The sequence below is a fragment of the Sphingobacterium sp. HMA12 genome, from assembly GCF_002933815.1.
Lineage (GTDB): Bacteria > Bacteroidota > Bacteroidia > Sphingobacteriales > Sphingobacteriaceae > Sphingobacterium.
Genome location: NZ_BEYR01000001.1, coordinates 161649 through 183199, shown reverse-complemented (window position 1 = coordinate 183199; position 21551 = coordinate 161649). Strand labels below are relative to the sequence as shown.

Genomic DNA, 21551 nt, shown 5'->3' with positions numbered 1-21551 from the left:
GCGAATAATGAAATACCGAATTATTTTATTGAAAAATTCGGTAAATTTAGACTATAGACAACTAAACAAAATATAGCATGAAAATATTTGCCTTTGCCGGAAGCAATTCTTCCACTTCGATCAATAGACAATTGGTCAAGTTTGTTCTGAGAAGTTTTGGTGAGCATGAAATCAACTTGATTGATTTAAACGATTATAATATGCCTATTTTTTCTGTCGATTTGGAAAAAAATGGTTTTCCGGAAGAAGCCTATCATTTTCTGGATAATATTACTAAAAGTGATATTATTATCTGTTCGTTAGCGGAAAACAACCGCTCCTATAGCGTTGCTTTTAAAAATATTTTCGACTGGGCTTCCCGAATAAATGTCAAGGTGTTTCAAGATAAACCGATGTTATTAATGACCACCTCCCCAGGCGGTTATGGCGGTGGAAATGTGATGGCCGAGGCACAAAAATTCTTTCCACAATTTGGTGCTGTAATCAAAGAAACCTTTTCCCTGCCAAAATTCTATGAGAATTTTGATCTGAACAATGGTGTCATTAACCCAGAACTTTTAACAGCTCTTAACCAAAAAATAGAAAGCTTTAAGAAACAACTCGTATAACACAAATTTCTATTATATGTTAAGATTTTTCCATAGAATTTGTATCTTTTTCCTATCTATAGCGCCATTTTTTCTGAGTGCGCAAACCAAAGAAGCAGGCCTTCTTCTTCCTGCTGTAGACTCTTTACGTTACACGAGCAAATATTGTTGCATTCTCTCCCCCAAAAATGGATTGAAACTACACGATACGCCAAATGGAAAAGTAATTGGAAAACTGAAGATGGAAATCCGGGAAGACGACAATCAATCCCCCTATTTCATTTATTTAGCAACAGCTGATGGCAAAAAGAAACTTTCTACTGATAATTTCAAATTAATTGGCAATGAAGTTTACGCCATTCCATTTTATGAAAAGCAGGACAATTTCATTCGTGTTCTAACAGAAATAGGAAATTATTGGATTTCGGTTAATGAGCTAAACAGCATGTATTTTTTGGCGAAGCCATGGATTAATTTTCTATTGGAAGAAAATGAGAAAGTGCTTGGTTATTATGCAAAAGACCCGGGACTTCGGATCAGAAAGGAACCAAATACCTCAAGCGATATTATTGAAGCCATTCGAGGGGATTTATTTGAAATCAAACTATCCAATGAAATAAAGGGACAATGGTGTAAAGTCAAGGTGACAAAATATAGAGAACATCCTTGTGAAACCGAGCTTGATGACAGGGATAATATCGAACGCATCATCCAAGGTTGGCTAAAAATTATCGATGATGATGGTGATTCAAATCTCTGGTATTATGCTAAAGGATGTTGATACAGAGAATTGAGTTTTTGAAATTGAAAAGGGGCTTTACAAATTGCAATGCCCCTTATTATTACCTTATCTAATTAATTCTGTAAGTTTATCAGTTAGTTGTTTGCCTTTTAAATTAATACCTACGATTTTCCCTTCTGGCGATATCAGATAATTTTGCGGAATAGCCTGAATACCATATAGCTGAGCGGCGTTATTTTGCCAACCCTTTAGATCGGATACCTGAGGCCATTTCAAACCATCTTGTTCGATGGCTTTTGTCCAATCATCTTTCTTTCCTTGTTTATCAAGTGAGATCCCCAAGATCTCAAAATCGGGTCCTTTAAATTGCTTATAGACTTCAACTAAATGTGGGTTTTCGGCACGACACGGACCACACCAAGAAGCCCAAAAATCCAACAATACATATTTGCCCTTGAAATCCGATAATTTCAGCAACCGACCATCTGGTGTCAATTGTCCGAAATCCGGTGCTGGTTGGCCAATCCCCAATTTCTTGGCAAGTAGGATTTCGCCTTCAAGTTTCTCCCCCATTGCTGTATTTCGCAAGTTAGCAGATAATTTGAGAAATAAAGGTTCAATCAGGCTGACATCATTATCATACCGCGCAACCTCCTGAAGTGCCATTAAGCTAAAATAATTATCCGAATTCTCGGTGATAAATTTGCGCTGTGCCTGTATACGCTGTTCTTCGATTTTCTCGATCTCTGTCGAAACCTGCCTCAGTGCTTCTTCGTTTCGATTTTTATCCTGATATAAATCAGCGCGTCTGGATTGCTGAGCAATCAGTTGCTTTTCATAAGGACGTAAATATTCCTGATAGCTCCGATAAGCAGCTTGCAATTGTCCTCCTTTTACAATAGATGACTCAAAAGGATCTTTAATAGCAATTTCTGTATTAGCCTGAAGAGGGTCTACATAAAATGTAAGGCGTTGCATGGGTGTTCCCTTTCTATTGAAAAAAGAAGCCCCATCTTTAGAATAGAACAATATAACCTGCGTAGGTTCATCGATTTGGCCTTTATAAGTCACATTTGAAGATTTTAAACTGACAGAATCTATTTTCAGTTTTTGACCAACAAAATAGCGGACAAATACTTTGGCTTCTTGAGAAGGAGCCTGTCCGTTGAGAGAAAGCCGGAAGTCTTGCTTTTGCCCTACAACAATTCCAATCATAGATAAGCTCAAAAGAGCTGATGCAAATATTTTTTTCATGTGGTTGTTAAATTGCTTTGGCTCGCGCTAATAGCGCATCTGCCAGTTTAATGATTTTTGAAGTTTCCAGTTCGGCTAAACCTCTCGCGGCTTCTGCAGCTTTGATTGCTTCCTTCTTTTTCTTCAATGCTATGCAGATATCGGCCAAGGTACCTTGATTGGAATAACTCGATGGATTGATCTCTACTGCCTGTTTTGCTAGGATGTAGCATTGTTTAAGGACAACAGGTTTAGCGAGGTCTCCTTTTGCATTGGCATTGCGTCGGGCAATAAAACTAAGCTTCTCGTCCTCGTCTTTTAGAAGTCCTTTTCGCAATTTGTCAGTCAACGAAACAAACTCTTTTTCTGTACCGTGAGCAGCGATCCATTCAACCTGATACATTGCAGCTTCAATCTTGTGTTCTAATTTGTTTGACTGCTCAAAATAAGCCAACCCCTTTCTAAATTCGACGGCTTTGTTATCACGGATGTAACCATACATTGCATATCTCAAGAGCTGTATTTCCTTATTTTCAAATTCAGTTGCCAAGGCGATGCTTTTAAAATATGCCTTATTTGATTCGAAAAATTTACCGTAACGGTCTTCCAGACTCTGTGCCATCATTTTAATCGTTTCCCAACCATTTGGACTTCGTAAGAACTCATCAGTAGCAATACTGTCCAACGCTTTTTTTGCATCATTAGCAGCCTTATTGTCTGTTTGTTCCATAACTTTTATGTAGCGTAACAGAAAGTTAGATTCACGAGCTCCTTGATCATACTGCCTGCGTAGATTTGGAATCTGATAATTAGGATCATTCGCCTGTTGCGCCTGCTTTAGGAAAAGGTCAGCCTCCATACGGGACTGTGTTCTATAGATCAATGTCCCTTGCCCATCCAGAAATAGATATGTCGGAAAACTTTTTATCTGATAATTTTTTGCAATATCCACTCCCTCACCTATCTCGCAGTCAAACTTGGTATTAATAAAATTTGAATTAAAGTAATCCGCGACTTCAAGTTGCGAAAACACATTCCCTTCCATCCATTTACAAGGAGCACACCATGAAGTAAAACCATCTAAAAAGATCAGTTTATTTTCTTTTTTTGCTAATTCCTTCGCTTCCCTAAAGGTTACGTTTTGGAATTGGATATGTTCTTGTGCCAATAATAACACAGACTGTACAAAGGCCAGTGATGTCAATAATAATTTCTTCATAAAAGTATTTCTTTAAAAGTTCGAACCAATCTTTGCTTATGATCGGCAAAGATTGATAAGGTAAAAGCATTTATATTTTTTTATCGTTCATATTGTGGAATTCCAGGATTTAAGGAAAGTACTTTTGGCGGAACAGGAAGTATCATTCTAAGGTCTGTTGATTCCACCTCAAATACTTTATCGGCCAGTGGATGCTTAATTGATTTCTTGTAGTTATCCGCAATAACCAAACGCTTCAGGTCGATAAGTCTAGTGGATGCCATAAATGGCATTTCACGTCGTCTTTCATCTAGGGCCAACTGCAGCGCAGTTTTCGGATCACCTGCTGTCAATACTTTATTATTTTCAATACGACTATTTCTTAATGTATTCAAGAATTCTAAAGCTTCCGTCGTATTTCCTATACGTGCAGCAGCTTCAGCAGCGATCAGAAATAATTCTGGTGTATTAAATCCGGTACTAAAGTCAACGTAGGGCGCATAAAGTACACGTCCAGGAAATTTAATTAAATTAGGACCAAAGGAAGCTTGATCACGACAGAAAAATAATTCGTAACGCTTATCATTTGCTCCGACCGGGAGATCTTTTGCATAGGTATCAATCAGTTCCTTGGATGCATAAAATTCAGCATTTTGAGAGCCTAAGCTACTTGTACCGGAACGAGTCCATATTGACTCTATATTGGTTCTAGCATCAGGAAACTGTGAGGAATTATCGGTCTTGAGACATACACGTCCAAAAGTTGTCTTATCTTTATTTGTATATAAGTTGTAGTTGATCAGATTTTTATTCAAAGCTAGCGCCTGTTTAGCATTCGCTAAAGCCTCTTTGAACTTCCCCTGATATAGGTATACCCGACTCAAGAAAGAATACCCCACAGAACGTACGGCCTGAGATTTGTTTGATTGTGCTGTACTCAAGTGCGGTAGTGCATCATTAAGGTCGCTAAGCACTAGGTCATAAATCGCTTGCACAGATACCCGATCATATTTTTGATTAATATCTTCCTTCAGAACCAGAGGCACACCCAAATCCTTAGCCGCATTAGCTGGATCATAATGAGCGGCATAGATATTGACCAGACTTAGATACTCAAATGCCCGGCCGATCTTTGCTTCCGCCCAAACTCTTTTTTTTTCAGACTCCGAACCGTCTGTGGCCACCAGCACATTATTTATAATCACATTGTAGGTGAAAATATGGCTATAAGCAGTCTCCCAATAAGGATCATATTGGCCATCCTCAAAAATTGCACCATGAGCGAGACTATAAAGCTGCTTCTTAACATAATCATAGTAATCAAAACTAGCCGCAGATTGTACGTCTTGAGGATCGCCAGACTGTAGATTGTCTGTTAGGTAATTGGGATAAACTGGAGAAGCACTAATTAATCCCTGATCATTTAATAATAATTTGTAGTCATTAAGATTTTCGGGAATAGTAAATCCCTTGGGTTTTATATCTAAGTATTTATTGCAGCTACTTAACGTCATTAAGCCAAATAGCAATCCTATGTATATTTTTTTCATGATATCTTCTTTTTAAAATCCTACAGAAACTCCCAAGTTATAAACCACCGGAGCTGTGATTCCACGACTAGGGCCTGACATATTTGTACTCGTCGCTGTTGTATAACCTACCCAAGCTTCTGGATCCAGATTCTCCTTATTAGCTGCCCAACGCCAAGCATTCAATACCTGTCCAGTCAATCGGATATAACTCAGTTTGGTCGGTGCAATCCATTTGCTTGGAAAATTATAAGACAGGGAAATATCTCTCAACTTAATGTAATCTGCTTTTTGTACAAATTTATGTGCAGCATTATAGATGTCCGATATATTACCAGAGGCAGCTGAAATGAACGCTGGGGCAATATCAGGATTATTTTCATCGCCTGGTTTTTTCCAATAATTCAACCAAAGCTTATCGAAGTTACTGTTATAATTCAGTTCGGCGTATTTGCTCAAGAACTCCGGGTGAACACCGCGCATCACATGTCCGCCATTGAAAATAAACATAAAAGAAAGGGTCAGATCTTTGTATTTAAATCCATTTCTGAAAGAAACATTATATGGGGGTATTGTTGTTCCTTCGTAAATGAGATCGTCGACTGTCAGTTGCTGTGTACTTTCGACCAAGCTGCCATCGGCCTTTCTCGCCAAGGGTCTTCCTTTTTCGTTTAAGCCCGCGTAATCGATGCTATATAGACTTCCCATAGGCACCCCAACACGATTTTGAGGCATATAGTAATAATAATAAGGTGTATTTTGCTCCACAAAAAGATTCGTGATCTCATTTTTATTATAGCTGAAATTCAGGGTACTATTCCAACTAAATTGTTCATGTTGAATAATTTTACCATTAAGTCCCAATTCAATACCCCGATTCTGCATATCTCCATAATTGAGCAGCACGACATCCCACCCCAATGTTGGATCCAAAGGTGTATTACCCAACAAGTCTGTTGTTTTCTTATTATAGAAATCGATATTTCCTGAAAGTCTATTTTTAAATAAGGAAAAATCCAGTCCGGCATTCCATACAGATGTGCGTTCCCAGCGCAATAACGGATTTGGAGGTGAGTCAATTGTCGCCTGTAATTCACCACTATACGGGTTAACAGATTTACCTACTCTTGAAATCAAATATGGTCCATTATCTTTTGGTACATTTCCATTCACCCCATAGGTCATCCGTATTGCCCAGCGATCTAATGGTTCCCAATTTAATTTTGGTAATTGATACAGTGCGCCAATCGACCATAGCGGTTTATATTGATTTTTGATATCCGTACCGAAGAGGTTGGATTGATCCATCCGTATACTTCCACTTAAGGTCAACTTTTTGTTATATGTATAAGACCCGTTCGCATAAAAAGAGACAAATCGATCAATTACATCACGGAAGCCCTCATCTTTATTTCTGGAAATAGTATAACTATTGAACAGTGCCTGGGTATTTGGAATCATTATACCAAACAATTCTTCGTTAATTCCTTTAAAAGCTAAACTACTCTCATCATAACCATATTTATAAATATTGGTATAGCGATTGTGAATCTGCCTCCGTTCCGCACCGGCGATAGCGACGATCTCATGTTTATCCTGGATATTATTCTGATAGCTGAATTGACCACGAAGGGTATAACTATTGACATCATTGCGTTGCTCAAAAAATTGCCCACCTTGCGGTATATTACGTTTAATCACCCCGTCTTTTCCAATCTGTGTAGCATCATTGACCATACCAGCAACCGATTGGGAATTCTTTCTATTGATTGTACCCTTATACCCTTCGGTTCGTTCATTTTGATAAGATAGATCAAAATCCAACCCTTTAATAATCTTAAAGTTGGCCGAAAAATTGAAATTAATGTACTTATTATAGAACTTTTCATGCACAGCTGAAACATGGTTTAGTGGTATATAAGTTTCGTCTTCCAGGCCTAGTCCATTTAGTCGATCTATCTCAAATTGAGATTTAGATCCGTACCATTGAGCCGGGGAACCATCTTCATTACGCAATAAGAAATAGGATGCTTTCGTACCAACATACTTCTCATTGAAACCAATATAATTGTCATAGAAATTAAAGCCGATATCGCCCTCTCTATTTTGGTTTTTCCCTAAAATATTGGCCCTAAAATTAAACCAATCAGTTACTCTAAAATTATTTTTCAGACTGAAACCTAACTCTTTATTCGTAGCCCTTCCTTTGTTATAGTCACCTGGCTGTGTATAATTAAGGGAGTAGTGATAAGTGTAACGATCTGATCCACCAGAGATAGCCAAATTATGCTGTTGATCAAACCGGGTCGTATTCAGAAATTCTTCCATTTGACTAAATCGATCGCGATTACGATAGACATCCAATTGTTTTTCCATTTCCGCTTCGGAGATCACTCCCCCTTTGTGATTATAAAGAATTCGATAAACGTCGTTCATTGATTTCCGGGGATCGATCGCGGCATAATCACCTGATCTATAATTGAACATCTGTTTTTGAAAATCAACCAGCTCTGAACTGCTCATCTGATTAAGATACTTCCGGCTTGGGAGACCACGGAAAGACAAGGTATTACTATAATCAACCTTCGTTTTGCCTGCCGTACCAATCTTCGTTGTAATAACGATGACACCGTTGGATGAGCGTACACCATAGATTGATGCAGCTGAAGCATCTTTTAAAACAGTGATAGAAGCAATGTCATTGGGGTTGATAGCAGTGAGGTCACCTTCATAAGGCATACCATCAACGACAATTAAAGGTGCGGCCTGCGCATTAATTGTCGAACGGCCCCTCACTTCAATACCAAGATTATTTTTTTCATTTTGGGGGCTGGAGGTGTTACGAATCAAATTCAGGCCAGGAAGCAGTCCATCAATCCGATCTAATAGATTCGGTTGCAATCGTCCTTCCATATCTTTGGCAGTCACTTGCGCGAAAGAACCAGCAGCGCGCTCTTTACTGATCTTTTGATACCCTGTATTTACGGTTACATTAACCTCCTGCAATTGCGCATCTATTGCATGCAGCCTAATTGTTCCAAGATCAGATTTTACAGGTAGTGAAAGTGGCGAAAATCCGACCATCGTAATCTCCAACAGGCTGTTTGCACTGACGCTACTGATTTCAAAATACCCATTTTGATCTGTAGTCGTACCTTGTGGTACACCTTTGACACGGATGGTCGCACCTTGTAATGGACGATTGTTATCATCAACAACAAAGCCCTTGATCAGGATCTTTTGATCCGATAAACTATTGTAATTCGAAACAATTCCCCCTTGTTCGGCTTTTTCACGTACAACGATTATCTTTCCCTTAATTTCAAAACTAAGATTCAGCTCATTCAATAGTTTTTCAAGTGTGCCATTCAATGTTCCTTTTTCAACATTGAGCTGAACCTTCGTATTTGGATCAATAGTCTTTGCTGCCCATACATAGGAGTAGCCAGTCTGTTTATTGATTGTCGAAAAGACTTTTCTCAACGAAACAGATTTTTCATGAATAGATACACTTTGTCCGTAAGTTTTAGCTCCGACATGAAGCAAACAACAGGACATCATAATGGTAGTAAGCGATACACGCATAATATTTCCTCTCCAATGCGACCTTCCCCAAAAGTCTATCCGATCGCTGTTTTTCATAATTTCTGCTTGTCCGTGTAGGGCACGACAAACTTCTGCATAATTTTTATACATTTGTTTTAGGTTAAGAATTAAATTCAGTTACAGTTAGAATTGCTTGACCAGAAGCCCTATTTGTTGCAAGCGTTTAGGGCTTCGTCTTTTCATTTAGATTGCTTTTTATCTACATAAATCGTGTTTTCTTTAAATTTGAAATTGACTTTTCCTGTACTCTCTAGTACATTGATAATATCTTTTAAGCGGCTATTACGAGACAACATCCCTTCAAATTTTTCCGACTTTATCTCGTTATCAAGGTAAACCACATTGACGTTATACCAAACAGAAATATCCTCCATAATAACGGACAGCGGTTCAGAGTTGAATATAAAATAACCATCTTTCAATGCATTACCGATTTCAGTATCTATGGTTCTACGTTGGATATGACCAGTATTGATATATGCCTCCTCTCCAGGAGATAAAATAATCTGCCTTTCTCCTTGCTGAACCCTCACTTTTCCTTCGTATAAGGTAGCCCTAAAGTCACTTAGACTTTTATTTGCCTTAACATTAAAATGCGTACCTAATACCGTCACATGAATATTTCCGGTTTGAACTTTAAATGGTTTCACTTGTGATAATTCTCCTGAGGAGAAGTATTTCTTTGCTACTTCAAAATAAGCTTCACCGATCAATTGAACCTGTCTGAGACTATCTGTTTCATAATAATCCAATTGGGTCTCAGCATTCATCCAGACCTTAGTACCATCTGGTAAGAGAACGGCCATTTTACCACCTTTTGGGGTAGAAATAAGTAAGCTATCATTCCCCTTACTCAGGTTCTTGGGTAGAGTAGCGAAAGACAATACAGTATCTTTAGGTGAAATAGCGATCGAATCTCCATTTTTCAGGTAGATTGTACCTGCGGTCCTGGCAGGGAGGATTTTTACGTCTGGATTTGCCTGGTATCCAGCATCCGTCAGGTAACGAACAAAAAATAATGTTAACGTACCAATTAGTACTGCAGCGATTCCATACGACCAAATCCTGCTGAAAGGGAATATAGTTTTTGGAGCACTCAGATGCTCCTGTTCAAAAGTTTCAAAGGATGCTTCCCAATCGTAAGCATATAAGCCCTTCAAATCTTTGTCCAACATCTGCTTGTTATCCAACATATCACATACTTCTCGGTTCGAAGCCGCATTGAGCCGCCAAGAATCTAATTGTAATTGCTCGTCGTCACTTAGTCCCTCAAGTTTTGACTTACTCAATAAACAGATGATATGTTCGGGTGTAAACTCCATATTGCTTTATATACTTAAAACAATATTTTGATTTCGTTTCTCTAAAGAGATGGGGAATATTTTTATAATCAACTGAAAATCAAATTTATAATTTACAACCTAATAATACAGAAGGAGTAACAGTAGACAAAAAAACTGATCAGGTCTAAGCCTTTGTCTGAGAAGTTCAATTCCTCTTTTCTTTTGATTGTATACAGTACTTGTGGTAATACCTAAGGAAATCGCAACTTCTTGTGGGCTTAAATCTTCTACGACCAGCTTGTATATTACATGTCGACACTGTTCTGGCAAGGTCTCTATTGCATCGTGAATCTCACGTAGCGTTTCTAGATAGATCATTTGATGGCTGACAGGCAAGTCTATCAGATCAAGCTGTGTGATATAGTTATTAGCAAGCTGTTGTGATCTCTTATGTTGTTGAATCCGATTAAGTGCCGCGTTTCTGCAACTTGTATATAAAAAACTCCGGATCGACTCAAAATGATTAAAATCGCTCCGTCTTTCCCATAGCTTTAAAAACACATCCTGGACAATTTCTTCAATAATAACTTTATCCAAGTTCATTTTTTCGAGAAAATAACACATTGGACTATAAAAGGTTTTATATAAGAACTTCAATCCTTCTCTTTCACCTTCACGAAAAGATTCGATGAAATCTTGTTTATTGTGTTCTTGATTTACCTTGTTTTTCACAATTCAATATTACCTAAATTTTAAATAAATATGAACCGTCTGGGTTTAAAATTTCATATTCTGTTAGTTATAGATATTCTTGCTATTACATTTCAGTAAAAAACAGTATATATAATCCAAAAAAAGTCAAGTACTTGTTATTTCTTATAATATCAACGGCGCAGGCTCCTCATAATATTCCTCATTCCATTTTGCTAACTGACACATAATGGGAATAAGTGCCTTTCCCTTTTCAGTCAGAGCGTATTCCACCCGAGGAGGTAACTCTTTAAATTCTTCTCTCAAAACAATGCCATCTTCCTCCAATTCTTTTAGCGAAGATGTCAGTACTTTTCTTGAAATATTTTCGATCAATGCATCGAGTTGTCCAAATCGGGCTTTTCGATCTCTTAGTGTGTATATAATAATAGGTTTCCACCTTGTTCCCAAAATTCCCATAGAGCGTTGCATCGCGCATGAACACTTCTTAAAATCAGTTCTTTTCATTGTCAAAACATTTGATAGTTACGCAAAGGTAACTACTTTATACCATCAATAGTTACAAAAATACACTATTTAAAATATCTTTGTAAAGAAATTCGTAAATGATATAAAAAAATGAGCATACAAACACTTTTCAGTCCATTCCAATACAAAAATCTTGTATTAAAAAACCGTTTCGTCATGGCCCCCATGACACGGGCATTTTCTACTGACGGAATCCCTGGAGATATCGTTACAGGTTACTATGAACGGCGGGCAGCCGGAGACGTTGGTTTGATTCTAACCGAGGGAACTGTAATCGAGCGGCCTGCATCTAAAAACTTAAAGGATATTCCAAATTTCTATGGAGACCAAGCATTAAACGGCTGGAAAAACATTGTCGAGGCTGTCCACGCGAAAGGAGGTAAAATAGCTCCTCAACTATGGCATGTAGGGTATACACCAATGCAGTGGACTCCGCCGGCAGCTTTTGAAAGTCCTGATACAATGACTTTGGCGGATATAGAAAATACTATTCAAGCGTATGCTGATGCTGCAAAAGCTGCCAAAGAGCTAGGTTTCGATGCCTTTGAAATACATGCCGCACATGGTTATTTGATTGATCAATTCTTTTGGGAGGGAATGAACCACAGATCAGATGAATTCGGTGGTGAAACAATAAAGCAGCGTTCCAGATTTGCTGTCGAAGTAGTGAAAGCAATGCGAAAAGCCGTTGGACCTGACTTTGTAATTATCATCAGGCTATCACAATGGAAACAGCAAGATTATACTGCGAGATTAGCCCCTACCCCAAAGCTGATGGAAGACTGGATCTTACCATTAGTTGATGCGGGCGTGGATATTTTCCATGGAAGTCAACGACGTTATTGGGAACCAGAATTTGAGGGTAGTGATTTAAATTTCGCCGGATGGCTGAAAAAGATCTCTGGTCAACCGACAATAACGGTAGGTTCGGTAGGACTCGACAAAGATTTTGGTGAAGTATTTACAAATTCAGAATTTAAGTCATCCCCAGCTTCACTGGATGAACTGGTACGTCGATATGAAAGAGGAGACTTCGATTTGGTTGCAGTGGGTCGGGCAATTTTGCAAGATCCGAATTGGGTAAAGAAAGTTCAAGCAGAACAGTTCGAAGACTTATCTACCTTTGAGTCCAAAAGCTTAGCAACATTGTCTTAGCTAGATCAATGCGCCAAGTATTCTAATAATTCATATTAACAGTTATATGCTAAAAATCCATAAAAGACGAATATCCACTTTTATGGATAAAACAAGATACCCATTCACGTTTGGGTATCTTGTCTTTTTTTAAGAACTCATATATACTTCCTTGGTCTAATAACCCCCGACAATTTAATTCATATCCACAGCAATAAAGACCGGCTAATTTCAATGAGAAATATCACCCCGACTTTCATCATTCAAGGAGCTGGTCATTTTATGACAGTCACTCATGCAAAAGAAATTGAAATGCTCATACATAAGATATTACATAAAGGTCTGAACCATTAATAGCTATATCTAATTTTTAACATCCTATCAGTCAAACAACTACGATAAAGAAGCTTAATGACTAACTTTGGATAAATATTAGAAACAGAAACAGGTTAATTTTCCTCCCATTTGATGGTAGCTTAAATTTTCATGTTATCTTTCAACGAATGAAAATTGTCGCTATCAATTATTTTAATATCAGGGGAAAAAATTATATATCCTCTTCTATCATCCAAAATCTTTTCTTATCCTTTCATTTATGTCTAAAATTCATTTAATTTGTTTTACCAGCACATGGAAGACGCATTAAATGAATCCAAATTATTCTTAGCTTTTCTAAGAAAAGATGAAAAGGCTTTTGAACTCCTATTTTATAGGTTTTATTCGCCCTTATGTTTGTATGCGATCAAGTTCAATATAGAAAAGGAAAGTGCCGAGGAACTCGTCCAGGATGTTCTTCTAAAAATTTGGTCAGCAGATTTTCATTTTGATTCCTATGACAGGCTAAAATCGTTTCTTTACCTGAGCACAAAAAATGCGACCATCAACTATCTGGACAAGCGAAAAAGACGCCTGACTAATTACGACAACTATGCCAGTCAAATAAGTAGCATTGTTGAGGATGACAGCAAATGGATTATTTATGCAGAAACATTACAACTCATCAAAAATGCATTAGAAAAACTGCCTGCTCAATGTGGTACCATTATGAAATTGAGTATTTTGGATGGGCTGGACACCAAAGAAATTGCGCAAAAATTAAATATAACAAGTAGTACTGTTTATACGCAGAAAACAAAAGGCTTGACCTTGCTAAAACAATTATTGGACAATAGCGATTATCTTCTAATACTAATATTAATCGATACAATAAGAAAATAATCAAACTATAAATCAGCATTTTACAAAATAATAAGAACAGAAATAGCAATTCCGTTTTTGAATTCTGTTATAACCATAAATACTAACCAAAGAATTTATGGAGCTGAGTCCTTTCGAAGTAAGTGAATTAATATCTGCAAAAAAGCTTGGAATCTTGTCTGATGAGGGTGAGACAAAACTAGATCATTGGCGATCCTCTTCAGCACATCATGAAGAATTATTTCAAAGCTTGGTTTCAAATAATACCTATGAACAGGATGTTGATTGGGCTTTTTCTTTACCCGTTCATGAGGTAATTGAAAAAGCAAAAAGTAAGATTACATTTGAACGACCTAATCTCTTTCATCTTTTTATTAAAAAATATGGGATTGCTATTGCTGCCTGTACAATTGCCGCGCTATTTATCCTCCTTTGGTACCTTAAATTCAATTATTCCTCATCGAGTATTGTACCCGGTAGCTTTCGCGCTTCCATTCAACTTGAAGATGGAAAATCCCTACAGCTACCGGTCGAAAAAAAATATTTCAACATTTCTGAAGAATTAAAAAAAATCACGTCAAATAATCCTTTAAAACAGGAGAAAACATTGATTATAAGCACTCCCAAAGGAGGTCAATATCATATATTGCTTCCCGATGGCAGTGCAGTTAGGTTAAACGCGGCTTCTACGTTGATATTTCCGGAGGAATTTGATCATAAACAAAGGACGGTAAAGCTTATCGGGGAGGCTTTTTTTGAAATCAGCAAAATTAAAAATGGAGATGGCACCGCTGTTCCATTTTTTGTACAATGTAATGAGCAGGAAATTCAGGTACTGGGCACAAAATTTAATGTAAGCGGCTATAGTGAAGACAAGTCCACAGTCACAACACTAATGGAAGGATCTGTAAAAATCAATTATGAGAACGCAACTACAAAAGAAGCTATCATTTTAAAACCAAACGAACAGGCCATATCGGCCTCGGGTCAAAATACTTACAAACGCGAGGTAGATAATCAATCCGATATAGCCTGGACCAAAGATCAGTTCGAGTTTGTCGCGGAGCCTTTGGAAAGCGTCATGGTCAAACTCGCCCGTTGGTATGATTTCGATTTTGAATTTATAGATCAAAAACTAAGGAAAGTAAAAATAGAAGGAATTATTCCGCGTTATGCCAGCGCTGAAGAACTATTTAAGTTATTATCGAAAGCCAGTAACGCCAATTTTATTGTAGAAAAATCAAAAGTTAAAATAAACTAACGCTATTAATCTAATACCATTAAAAGAAAGGAGAGCAAACCCGAAAATTTATGTCAGATCGATTAAGGAGACGCGCCAACGTCCCCTTAATTAAAGTTAAAAGATCGTAAACTACCATTATTTAAATCAATTAACCGTAACAAATGTATCATTTTTTTACCAAAAAAAATGTTGGAGACCTCTTTTGTGTAGTCCCGACAGATGAACAAAGTACAGGTGAAAAATCTGTATCGCGTATATTTACCAATGCGCTTATGAAAATCTCTTTATCATCACTATTACTTTTAGGGATGATGGGGGTCCAGGCCAATACCATGGCACAAAGAGTCAATATCAATAAAAAAAATGTTAGTCTGCGAAAGATACTGCAAGAAATTAACATTCAGACGGGTTACCATTATTTATGGGCAGCACCAAATATTGATCCATTGACCTGTACCTCTGTCTCATTTAACAATCTCCCTTTACAAGAAGCATTAAAAACCCTTGAAAAGAATACGCCCATTTTTTTCGAACTGGAGAAAGATATGATCATGGTTAAACAGCGTCAGTCTGAAATTGGTGGTATTCAATTAAAAGAAACAATACTACTACTTAATCTTAAAAACCAGTCCAAAATAAGAGGAAAAGTTGTTGACGAAAATGGCAATGTGCTCGTCGGTGCCAATGTGATGATCCAAGGAAGCAAAAAAGGTACAATCACCAATGCTAATGGCGAGTTCACTTTAGAAAATTCTTCCGTAGGAACAAATATCATCATATCCTATATAGGGTATGAAAGCATCACTATCCCAGTCACAAACAATCTCGGAGTCATCACACTGGCATTAAAAACGGGGACATTAAATGAGGCTACAGTGGAAGTCAATACTGGATATCAGAAACTCCCCAAAGATCGCGTCACTGGATCTTTCAGTTATGTTAGCGGTGAAAAACTGGAAAGAAAACTAGCTACAGATCTCAAAAGTGCTCTTGAAGGGCAAACAACAGGATTAACTATTGACAAGGCCGGCAAAATAGAAATCAGAGGTGTCTCGACGTTTAATGCACAAAAAACACCCTTGATTGTCATTGACGGTTATCCCGTCGAAACAACAATAGATGATATCAATCCAATGAATATAGCGAGCATAACCGTACTAAAAGATGGTGTGGCCGCATCAATCTATGGTTCTAGAGCAGCCAATGGCGTCATCGTTGTTACCACAAAATCTGGACAAAATAGTGAGCCTAAAATAAGCTATTCCGGCTTTGTAAATATTATTCAGAAACCACAGCTAAAGTATCTGAACAAAGCGACGACATCTGACTATATTGATGCTGAGATAGATCTTTTCAACCTGAATCCAAATGGCCCCTCAACGATGGATCCTTATAATATGAGCCGGGTAACCTATCTGCTAATGCAAGAGCGGGAAGGGAAAATTAGCCTCGAAGATGCAATGGCTGAAATCAATGGACTTCGCGGTATCAATGCATTAAATCAGATTCAGGATCTGTTTTTTAGGAACAAAGTAACCCATCAGCATAATATCAATATCGCCGGCGGATCTCCCAAAAGCAGCTATAATTTTTCGGTCAACTACCAACAGACCAAGGACAACCTGATTAACAATGATTCAAAGCGATTAATTACGGATTTTAAAAACGAATGGCAGCTTTTTCCTTTCTTATCTGCAGGAGCCGCTGCCAGTTTCACGTATAATAAAGGTAATAGTACCTCATTTACATATTCTACCATTTACGGTCCAGAGCTAGTGGGTGACAATTATCAATCATTAGCCGGTTTTTCAGGAGGATCAATGATTATGCCCTATACCAATCTTTTGGACGAAAAGGGCAATCCGGCAGCAATATGGGGTATCAGTCAATATAAGGTAAATACCTACAAAAATACCCCCGGCATGAAGTCATGGGATTATGTTCCTTTAGAAGACATGGGGAAAATGCCCAGTTACAGCAATATCTATAATTTTAGGATGAGCGGGTTTCTAAGAGCCAATATCCTAAAAGGACTTACAGCAGAAGTCGGAGGTAACTGGGTCAAAGGAACGGCTAATGTTAAAAATATCCAACAGGCAGACTCCTATAATGCTCGTATCGCCTATAACGATGGTACCTCCAAATCAAATCCTGCTAATCATTATATTCCCGATGGAAGCATCTTGGACGAATTCAAAAATATCAATGAAACCTGGACGCTCCGTACACAGCTCAATTATAGCAAAAACTTCTCCGATAACAAACATCTGTTGCACGCCTTAGTCGGAAACGAAATCAGAAAAATCACCTCTGACAACAATAGATTGGCTACCCGAGCTGGCTATAATGAAAATGCAGGTTCATTTATCCCTGTAAACATCAAAGATTTTACTGCTGGAATTTACAACGCAGATATGCTCTTCCCTGATGGAAGTGTATCGCTGACCGATGGCTTACTAACTTATGGAGATAATCGCTTTGTATCCTGGTATGCCAATGGATCATACGAATATGACAATCGGTTTATCCTGAGCGGAAGTATACGGCTGGATCTCACCAATTTCTTCGGTACAGATAAAAAGTACCGCTACAAACCGATGTGGTCACTTGGAGGAACTTATAAATTAAGTAATGAGAAATGGTGGGATAAAGCTGTCTTCAGTAAGCTAAATATCAGAGGCTCCTATGGCATCAATGGAAATATTTCCCTGAGAAATGGGCCGTTTTTGATTTTGAGCGTAGGTAACTATAGTCCAACAACAGGTGGGGTTTCCTATGGAATATCTTCACCTCCCAATAAGCAATTGCGCTGGGAGAAAACAAAGATTGCCAATGTGGGATTAGACTTTGGCTTATTCAACAATACGATAGAAGGTAGCTTTGACTATTACAACAAGAACAGTTCTGACTTATTAGCCGCAGACGCGGCAGATGCGACACTGGGATTTAGCTCCCTAACAAAAAATGTAGGGAAAATGACCAATCATGGATTTGAGCTTGGGCTCAATGTTCACGCCATCAAAAACAGCAGATTTAGCTGGGATATTTTGCCCAATATTTCCTTTAACACAAACAAGGTAAAATATTACAATGTAAATCGTCCGTACGCGGGAAGTTACACTGTTCCAGGAGGAATCATGGTTGCCGGATATCCTTCAGACGGTTTGTGGGGTTATCGTTTTGCAGGCCTTAATGAACTCGGTCAAACACAAGTTTATACCGGAGACAATCAGGTTGTATTGGCGAGCAATGCTGAAGTTACCGACTTGGTCTATCAGGGAACCTTTAGACCAAAGTGGGATCTTGCTTTAACAAATCGCTTCAGCTATCAAAATTGGGACCTATCTTTTATGATTATAGCAAAGCTAGGGCATAAATATAGGAAGGATACGTTTAGTGGATCCAATTATCAAAACCGACATGTAGCCGAAAGATGGCGGAAACCGGGAGACGAAAAGAATACAATATATCCCGTTCTGGAAGAATGGAATATGGATATGTTCTCCTTCCCTTTTGCGGATGTCAATGTAGGTAATGCCAGTTATGCCAAATTAAGGGACATCACACTTTCCTATAATCTCGAGAAACTGAGCCAAAAAATTGGTCTTACCAACGCTAGAATATTTATCCAAGGCAGAAACTTATTTCGTATTACCGCCAAAGGCGTCGACATAGATCCCGAAACTACAGAATTCAATGTAAGTGGTGGTACGGGGGCAGGAACAGATCAAGGATTTACTTCACTGCCTTTACCACAAGAGATATTTATCGGTTTACGATTCGGACTCTAACCTAAAAACTAATTGAAATGAAAAAAATAATATACCTTGCACTGGGACTGGTCTCCATCTCGACCTTCTCCTGCAACAAATACCTAGATGTTAAACCTATTGGACAGTTGATTCCTTCAAAAGTCGAAGATCTGGAGAATTTATTGAATAATACAAATACCATTAGCTCATTTTATGCAGATAACAATAGAGGTTGCTTCTATGCTTTTATGGGTGATAACTTAACGATCAGTGAAAATCAGGCTATATATCTGTACAAAAGTACGCACCCGAATGTAGATCGTTGGGCTGCATTTAAATTTTATTATCCCTATACGAATCCGATAGATCCACAATACACATGGGAGTGGGCCATCTATCGTGCTGCGGGCATATTTAATATCGCTATTGATGAAGTTTCAAATCTTAAGGGGGAAAATTCAGATCTGGGTAAAATAATTGTTGCACAGGCAAAAGCTGGAAGAGCTTGGTCCTATCTGGTCGGAGGACTGGGTTATGGACCAATGTACGATCCTGAAGGTAAAAATGATCAAAAGGTGCTTCCTTACCGGACGACAGGTTCACCGAGCACTCCCAATCCCGATCTCGCCAGCACAAATGAAATTATGAATCTGGCAGAAAAAGATTTGCTCGATGCATTGACCGGCGCTCCAAATACCGTTGGGAACCCAACCCGTGCAAGCAAACCAGCAGTTAATGCCTTGTTAGCACAGCTATACATGTTCAAAAGAGATTGGACCAAAATGTCCAAATATGCAAATGATGCATGGGCGCAAGCCATAGCAGCCAAAGGTAATACTGATAATCTGATCTATAACCTAAATAAATTCAGTTATAGACAAGATCCAAATGCATCTCCACCAGCTGGTACCGATGCCGAAGTTGGTCTTGAGTTACTAGGCGAAGATAATTTATTGAAACAGACTTATAACAGGGAACAACTGTTTTATCGCCCTACCCCCTACAGCTATTCTCCCTATCCTTCGGAAGAATTTATCAAGCTATTTGATAAAAACGTAGATCGGAGATACAAGCTGTTTATGCTCAAAACGCTAGGCTATTCAGTGGTTGAAGGCGGTGTGAAACATGATGATGGTGTACGCCTTAAGTATTATAGGGACAACAAAATGATCGCTTCACAGGGAATGACTTATCCCGAGCTATTATTGATAAAATCGGAAGCACATGCAAGGTTAAACCAATTGGGACAAGCGTTAAGCGATCTCAATATCCTGCGCAAATATCGCTATTCAGGCGCAAATACAGATCTTCCAAATGGCGGGGCTTTCAGTCAGGATCAATTACTAGCGGAAATTCTGAAGGAACGTAGACGGGAAATGCAGCTTGGCACCTATCAACGGACATTCGACATCAAGAGATTGGCATTAGATAAAGGGAAACCTTGGTCGAAAACGCAGGTCATCCATACCGTAGGTAACAAATCCTACAAAGCGGATGTCATCAGTAAATTTTTCACATTACAGATCAATAATCCGACCATACTTGCCAATCCAAGCTGGAATTTACAACCCAATGGCGATCCATATTTACCTGCTGGACTAAATTAATAGATCTACCAATTGTACATTAAAATTTAAACTTTATTGAAATTTATCATGAAATCTAAAAATATAATAACAGTGCTTGTGGCACTATTTTTCTTCTCATTTAATACCCTATTTGCTCAGATCAATCTGAAAATAAAAGGAAAAGTGACTGGCGACACAAAAGGATTTAATAAAATATATGTATACAGCCATCAGTCTCAAGATTCTGCAGAAATCAGTTCAAATGGCGAGTATCAAATGCTTATTAAATCGGATTTTCCTGACATAAGATATATTTATCTTCAATATGACGTCAAAACAAAAGGTGTTTATTCCCCATTTCCATTGTTTATCGAAAAATCAGGAATATTGAATCTTGATTTTGAACTTGGCAAAGATCTCTTTTCAGCTCAAATAAATGGCCCCGCTCGTTCAGTTGCATATTTTAATTATTCCAAAGCTAAAAAATCCGCTACTGATAAGATCGGAGAAGAAATAACAGTTAAATTTGGTGAAGATGCTCTGAAAGAAGGAGCTACCAATTATGATAAGGCAATTGACTATTATTATAAGCGTCAAACACAATTAAATGACTCGCTATTTACAAAATATTTTGATCCTAATGGATCCGATGCGCCCTTTATGCTGTTAGGAGTGGTCAGCAGTCTCTCTCTCCCACAATTAGAAAGCTATTTTTCCAAATTATCTCCTCCGATCAAAGAAACTAAAGCAGCCAAACAGGTAGATGAAAAAATCAATAGCAAAAAAAGATCCAGTATAGGATCTACTGTAGCGAACTTCGTTCTTCCCGATACCACCGGAAATGATTTTTCGTTCAATAAGCTCAAAGGAAAATATGTATTGATTGACTTTTGGGCTTCTTGGTGCGGTCCATGTCGAATCTCATTTCCTAGGCTCAGATCGGTTTATCAACAGCTAAAGGGTCAGAACTTCGAAATTATCAATATCTCCATTGACGCAAAGCTTGACGACTGGAAGAAAGCGGTAAAAGAAGAAAATAATCCATGGCCACAACTACACGACAAAACAAATTTATCAAAATCGGCTTTTTTTGTCAGCGGAATTCCTACCGCATATCTAATTGATCCGGACGGAAAAATTGTGTTTAGTAGCGTAGGATCCGACGAAAATGGCGGTGGACCGATGGAGGAAAAACTTGAATCCGTATTTGGCGTCAAATTAACCAAATAATGAAGAGACA

Annotated in this window: 15 protein-coding genes; 8 read left to right on the top strand and 7 right to left on the bottom strand. The window is 38.1% G+C overall.

Going from position 1 to position 21551, the window contains the following annotated elements:
* Positions 1-77 precede the first annotated feature (77 nt).
* Together HMAT_RS00775 and HMAT_RS00770 are read left to right on the top strand one after the other, a co-directional pair.
* Positions 78-608 carry an NADPH-dependent FMN reductase gene (locus HMAT_RS00775; RefSeq protein ID WP_104380924.1) on the top strand — a complete coding sequence of 177 codons (531 nt, stop codon included), beginning with the start codon at positions 78-80 and terminating at the stop codon, positions 606-608.
* A 16-nt stretch (positions 609-624) separates the two neighbouring features.
* Positions 625-1368, top strand: coding sequence for a hypothetical protein (locus HMAT_RS00770; RefSeq protein WP_104380923.1), 744 nt, complete (start codon positions 625-627; stop codon positions 1366-1368).
* A 66-nt stretch (positions 1369-1434) separates the two neighbouring features.
* Here HMAT_RS00770 and HMAT_RS00765 read toward each other — a convergent pair whose 3' ends face one another.
* The 7 genes from HMAT_RS00765 to HMAT_RS00735 form a co-directional block, all read right to left on the bottom strand.
* The gene (locus HMAT_RS00765; RefSeq protein WP_104380922.1) at positions 1435-2583 is read right to left on the bottom strand and encodes a TlpA disulfide reductase family protein; all 1149 of its coding nucleotides are present in this window, start codon (positions 2581-2583) and stop codon (positions 1435-1437) included.
* A 7-nt stretch (positions 2584-2590) separates the two neighbouring features.
* Positions 2591-3781 (bottom strand): DUF255 domain-containing protein, encoded by a 1191-nt coding sequence (locus HMAT_RS00760; RefSeq protein ID WP_104380921.1) that lies wholly within the window; start codon positions 3779-3781, stop codon positions 2591-2593.
* 80 nt (positions 3782-3861) lie between these two features.
* On the bottom strand, positions 3862-5310 hold the full coding sequence (locus HMAT_RS00755; protein ID WP_104380920.1) for a RagB/SusD family nutrient uptake outer membrane protein: 1449 nt from the start codon (positions 5308-5310) through the stop codon (positions 3862-3864).
* Between the two features lie 12 nt (positions 5311-5322).
* Entirely contained in the window at positions 5323-8985 is a 3663-nt protein-coding gene (locus tag HMAT_RS00750) for a SusC/RagA family TonB-linked outer membrane protein (protein WP_104380919.1), read from the bottom strand.
* Positions 8986-9074: 89 nt separating this feature from the next.
* Complete coding sequence (locus HMAT_RS00745) at positions 9075-10217, bottom strand: FecR family protein (protein WP_104380918.1); 1143 nt, start codon at positions 10215-10217, stop codon at positions 9075-9077.
* A gap of 99 nt (positions 10218-10316) precedes the next feature.
* Positions 10317-10910, bottom strand: coding sequence for an RNA polymerase sigma factor (locus tag HMAT_RS00740; RefSeq protein ID WP_104380917.1), 594 nt, complete (start codon positions 10908-10910; stop codon positions 10317-10319).
* Positions 10911-11054: 144 nt separating this feature from the next.
* Positions 11055-11396 (bottom strand): helix-turn-helix domain-containing protein, encoded by a 342-nt coding sequence (locus tag HMAT_RS00735; protein ID WP_199768509.1) that lies wholly within the window; start codon positions 11394-11396, stop codon positions 11055-11057.
* Between the two features lie 111 nt (positions 11397-11507).
* Here HMAT_RS00735 and HMAT_RS00730 point away from each other — a divergent pair, with 111 nt between their 5' ends.
* The 6 genes from HMAT_RS00730 to HMAT_RS00705 all read left to right on the top strand — a co-directional run bounded on the left by HMAT_RS00730 (position 11508) and on the right by HMAT_RS00705 (position 21541).
* A complete protein-coding gene (locus HMAT_RS00730) occupies positions 11508-12572 on the top strand; it encodes an NADH:flavin oxidoreductase (protein WP_104380916.1) in 1065 nt (354 codons plus the stop codon).
* A 609-nt stretch (positions 12573-13181) separates the two neighbouring features.
* A complete protein-coding gene (locus HMAT_RS00725; protein ID WP_104380915.1) occupies positions 13182-13769 on the top strand; it encodes an RNA polymerase sigma factor in 588 nt (195 codons plus the stop codon).
* A 97-nt stretch (positions 13770-13866) separates the two neighbouring features.
* Positions 13867-15009, top strand: a complete 1143-nt coding sequence (locus tag HMAT_RS00720; protein ID WP_104380914.1) for a FecR family protein — start codon at positions 13867-13869, stop codon at positions 15007-15009.
* A 143-nt stretch (positions 15010-15152) separates the two neighbouring features.
* A complete protein-coding gene (locus HMAT_RS00715) occupies positions 15153-18782 on the top strand; it encodes a SusC/RagA family TonB-linked outer membrane protein (protein WP_104380913.1) in 3630 nt (1209 codons plus the stop codon).
* Between the two features lie 17 nt (positions 18783-18799).
* The gene (locus HMAT_RS00710; protein WP_104380912.1) at positions 18800-20350 is read left to right on the top strand and encodes a RagB/SusD family nutrient uptake outer membrane protein; all 1551 of its coding nucleotides are present in this window, start codon (positions 18800-18802) and stop codon (positions 20348-20350) included.
* Positions 20351-20398: 48 nt separating this feature from the next.
* Positions 20399-21541 (top strand): TlpA disulfide reductase family protein, encoded by a 1143-nt coding sequence (locus tag HMAT_RS00705; RefSeq protein ID WP_104380911.1) that lies wholly within the window; start codon positions 20399-20401, stop codon positions 21539-21541.
* Positions 21542-21551: the final 10 nt, after the last annotated feature.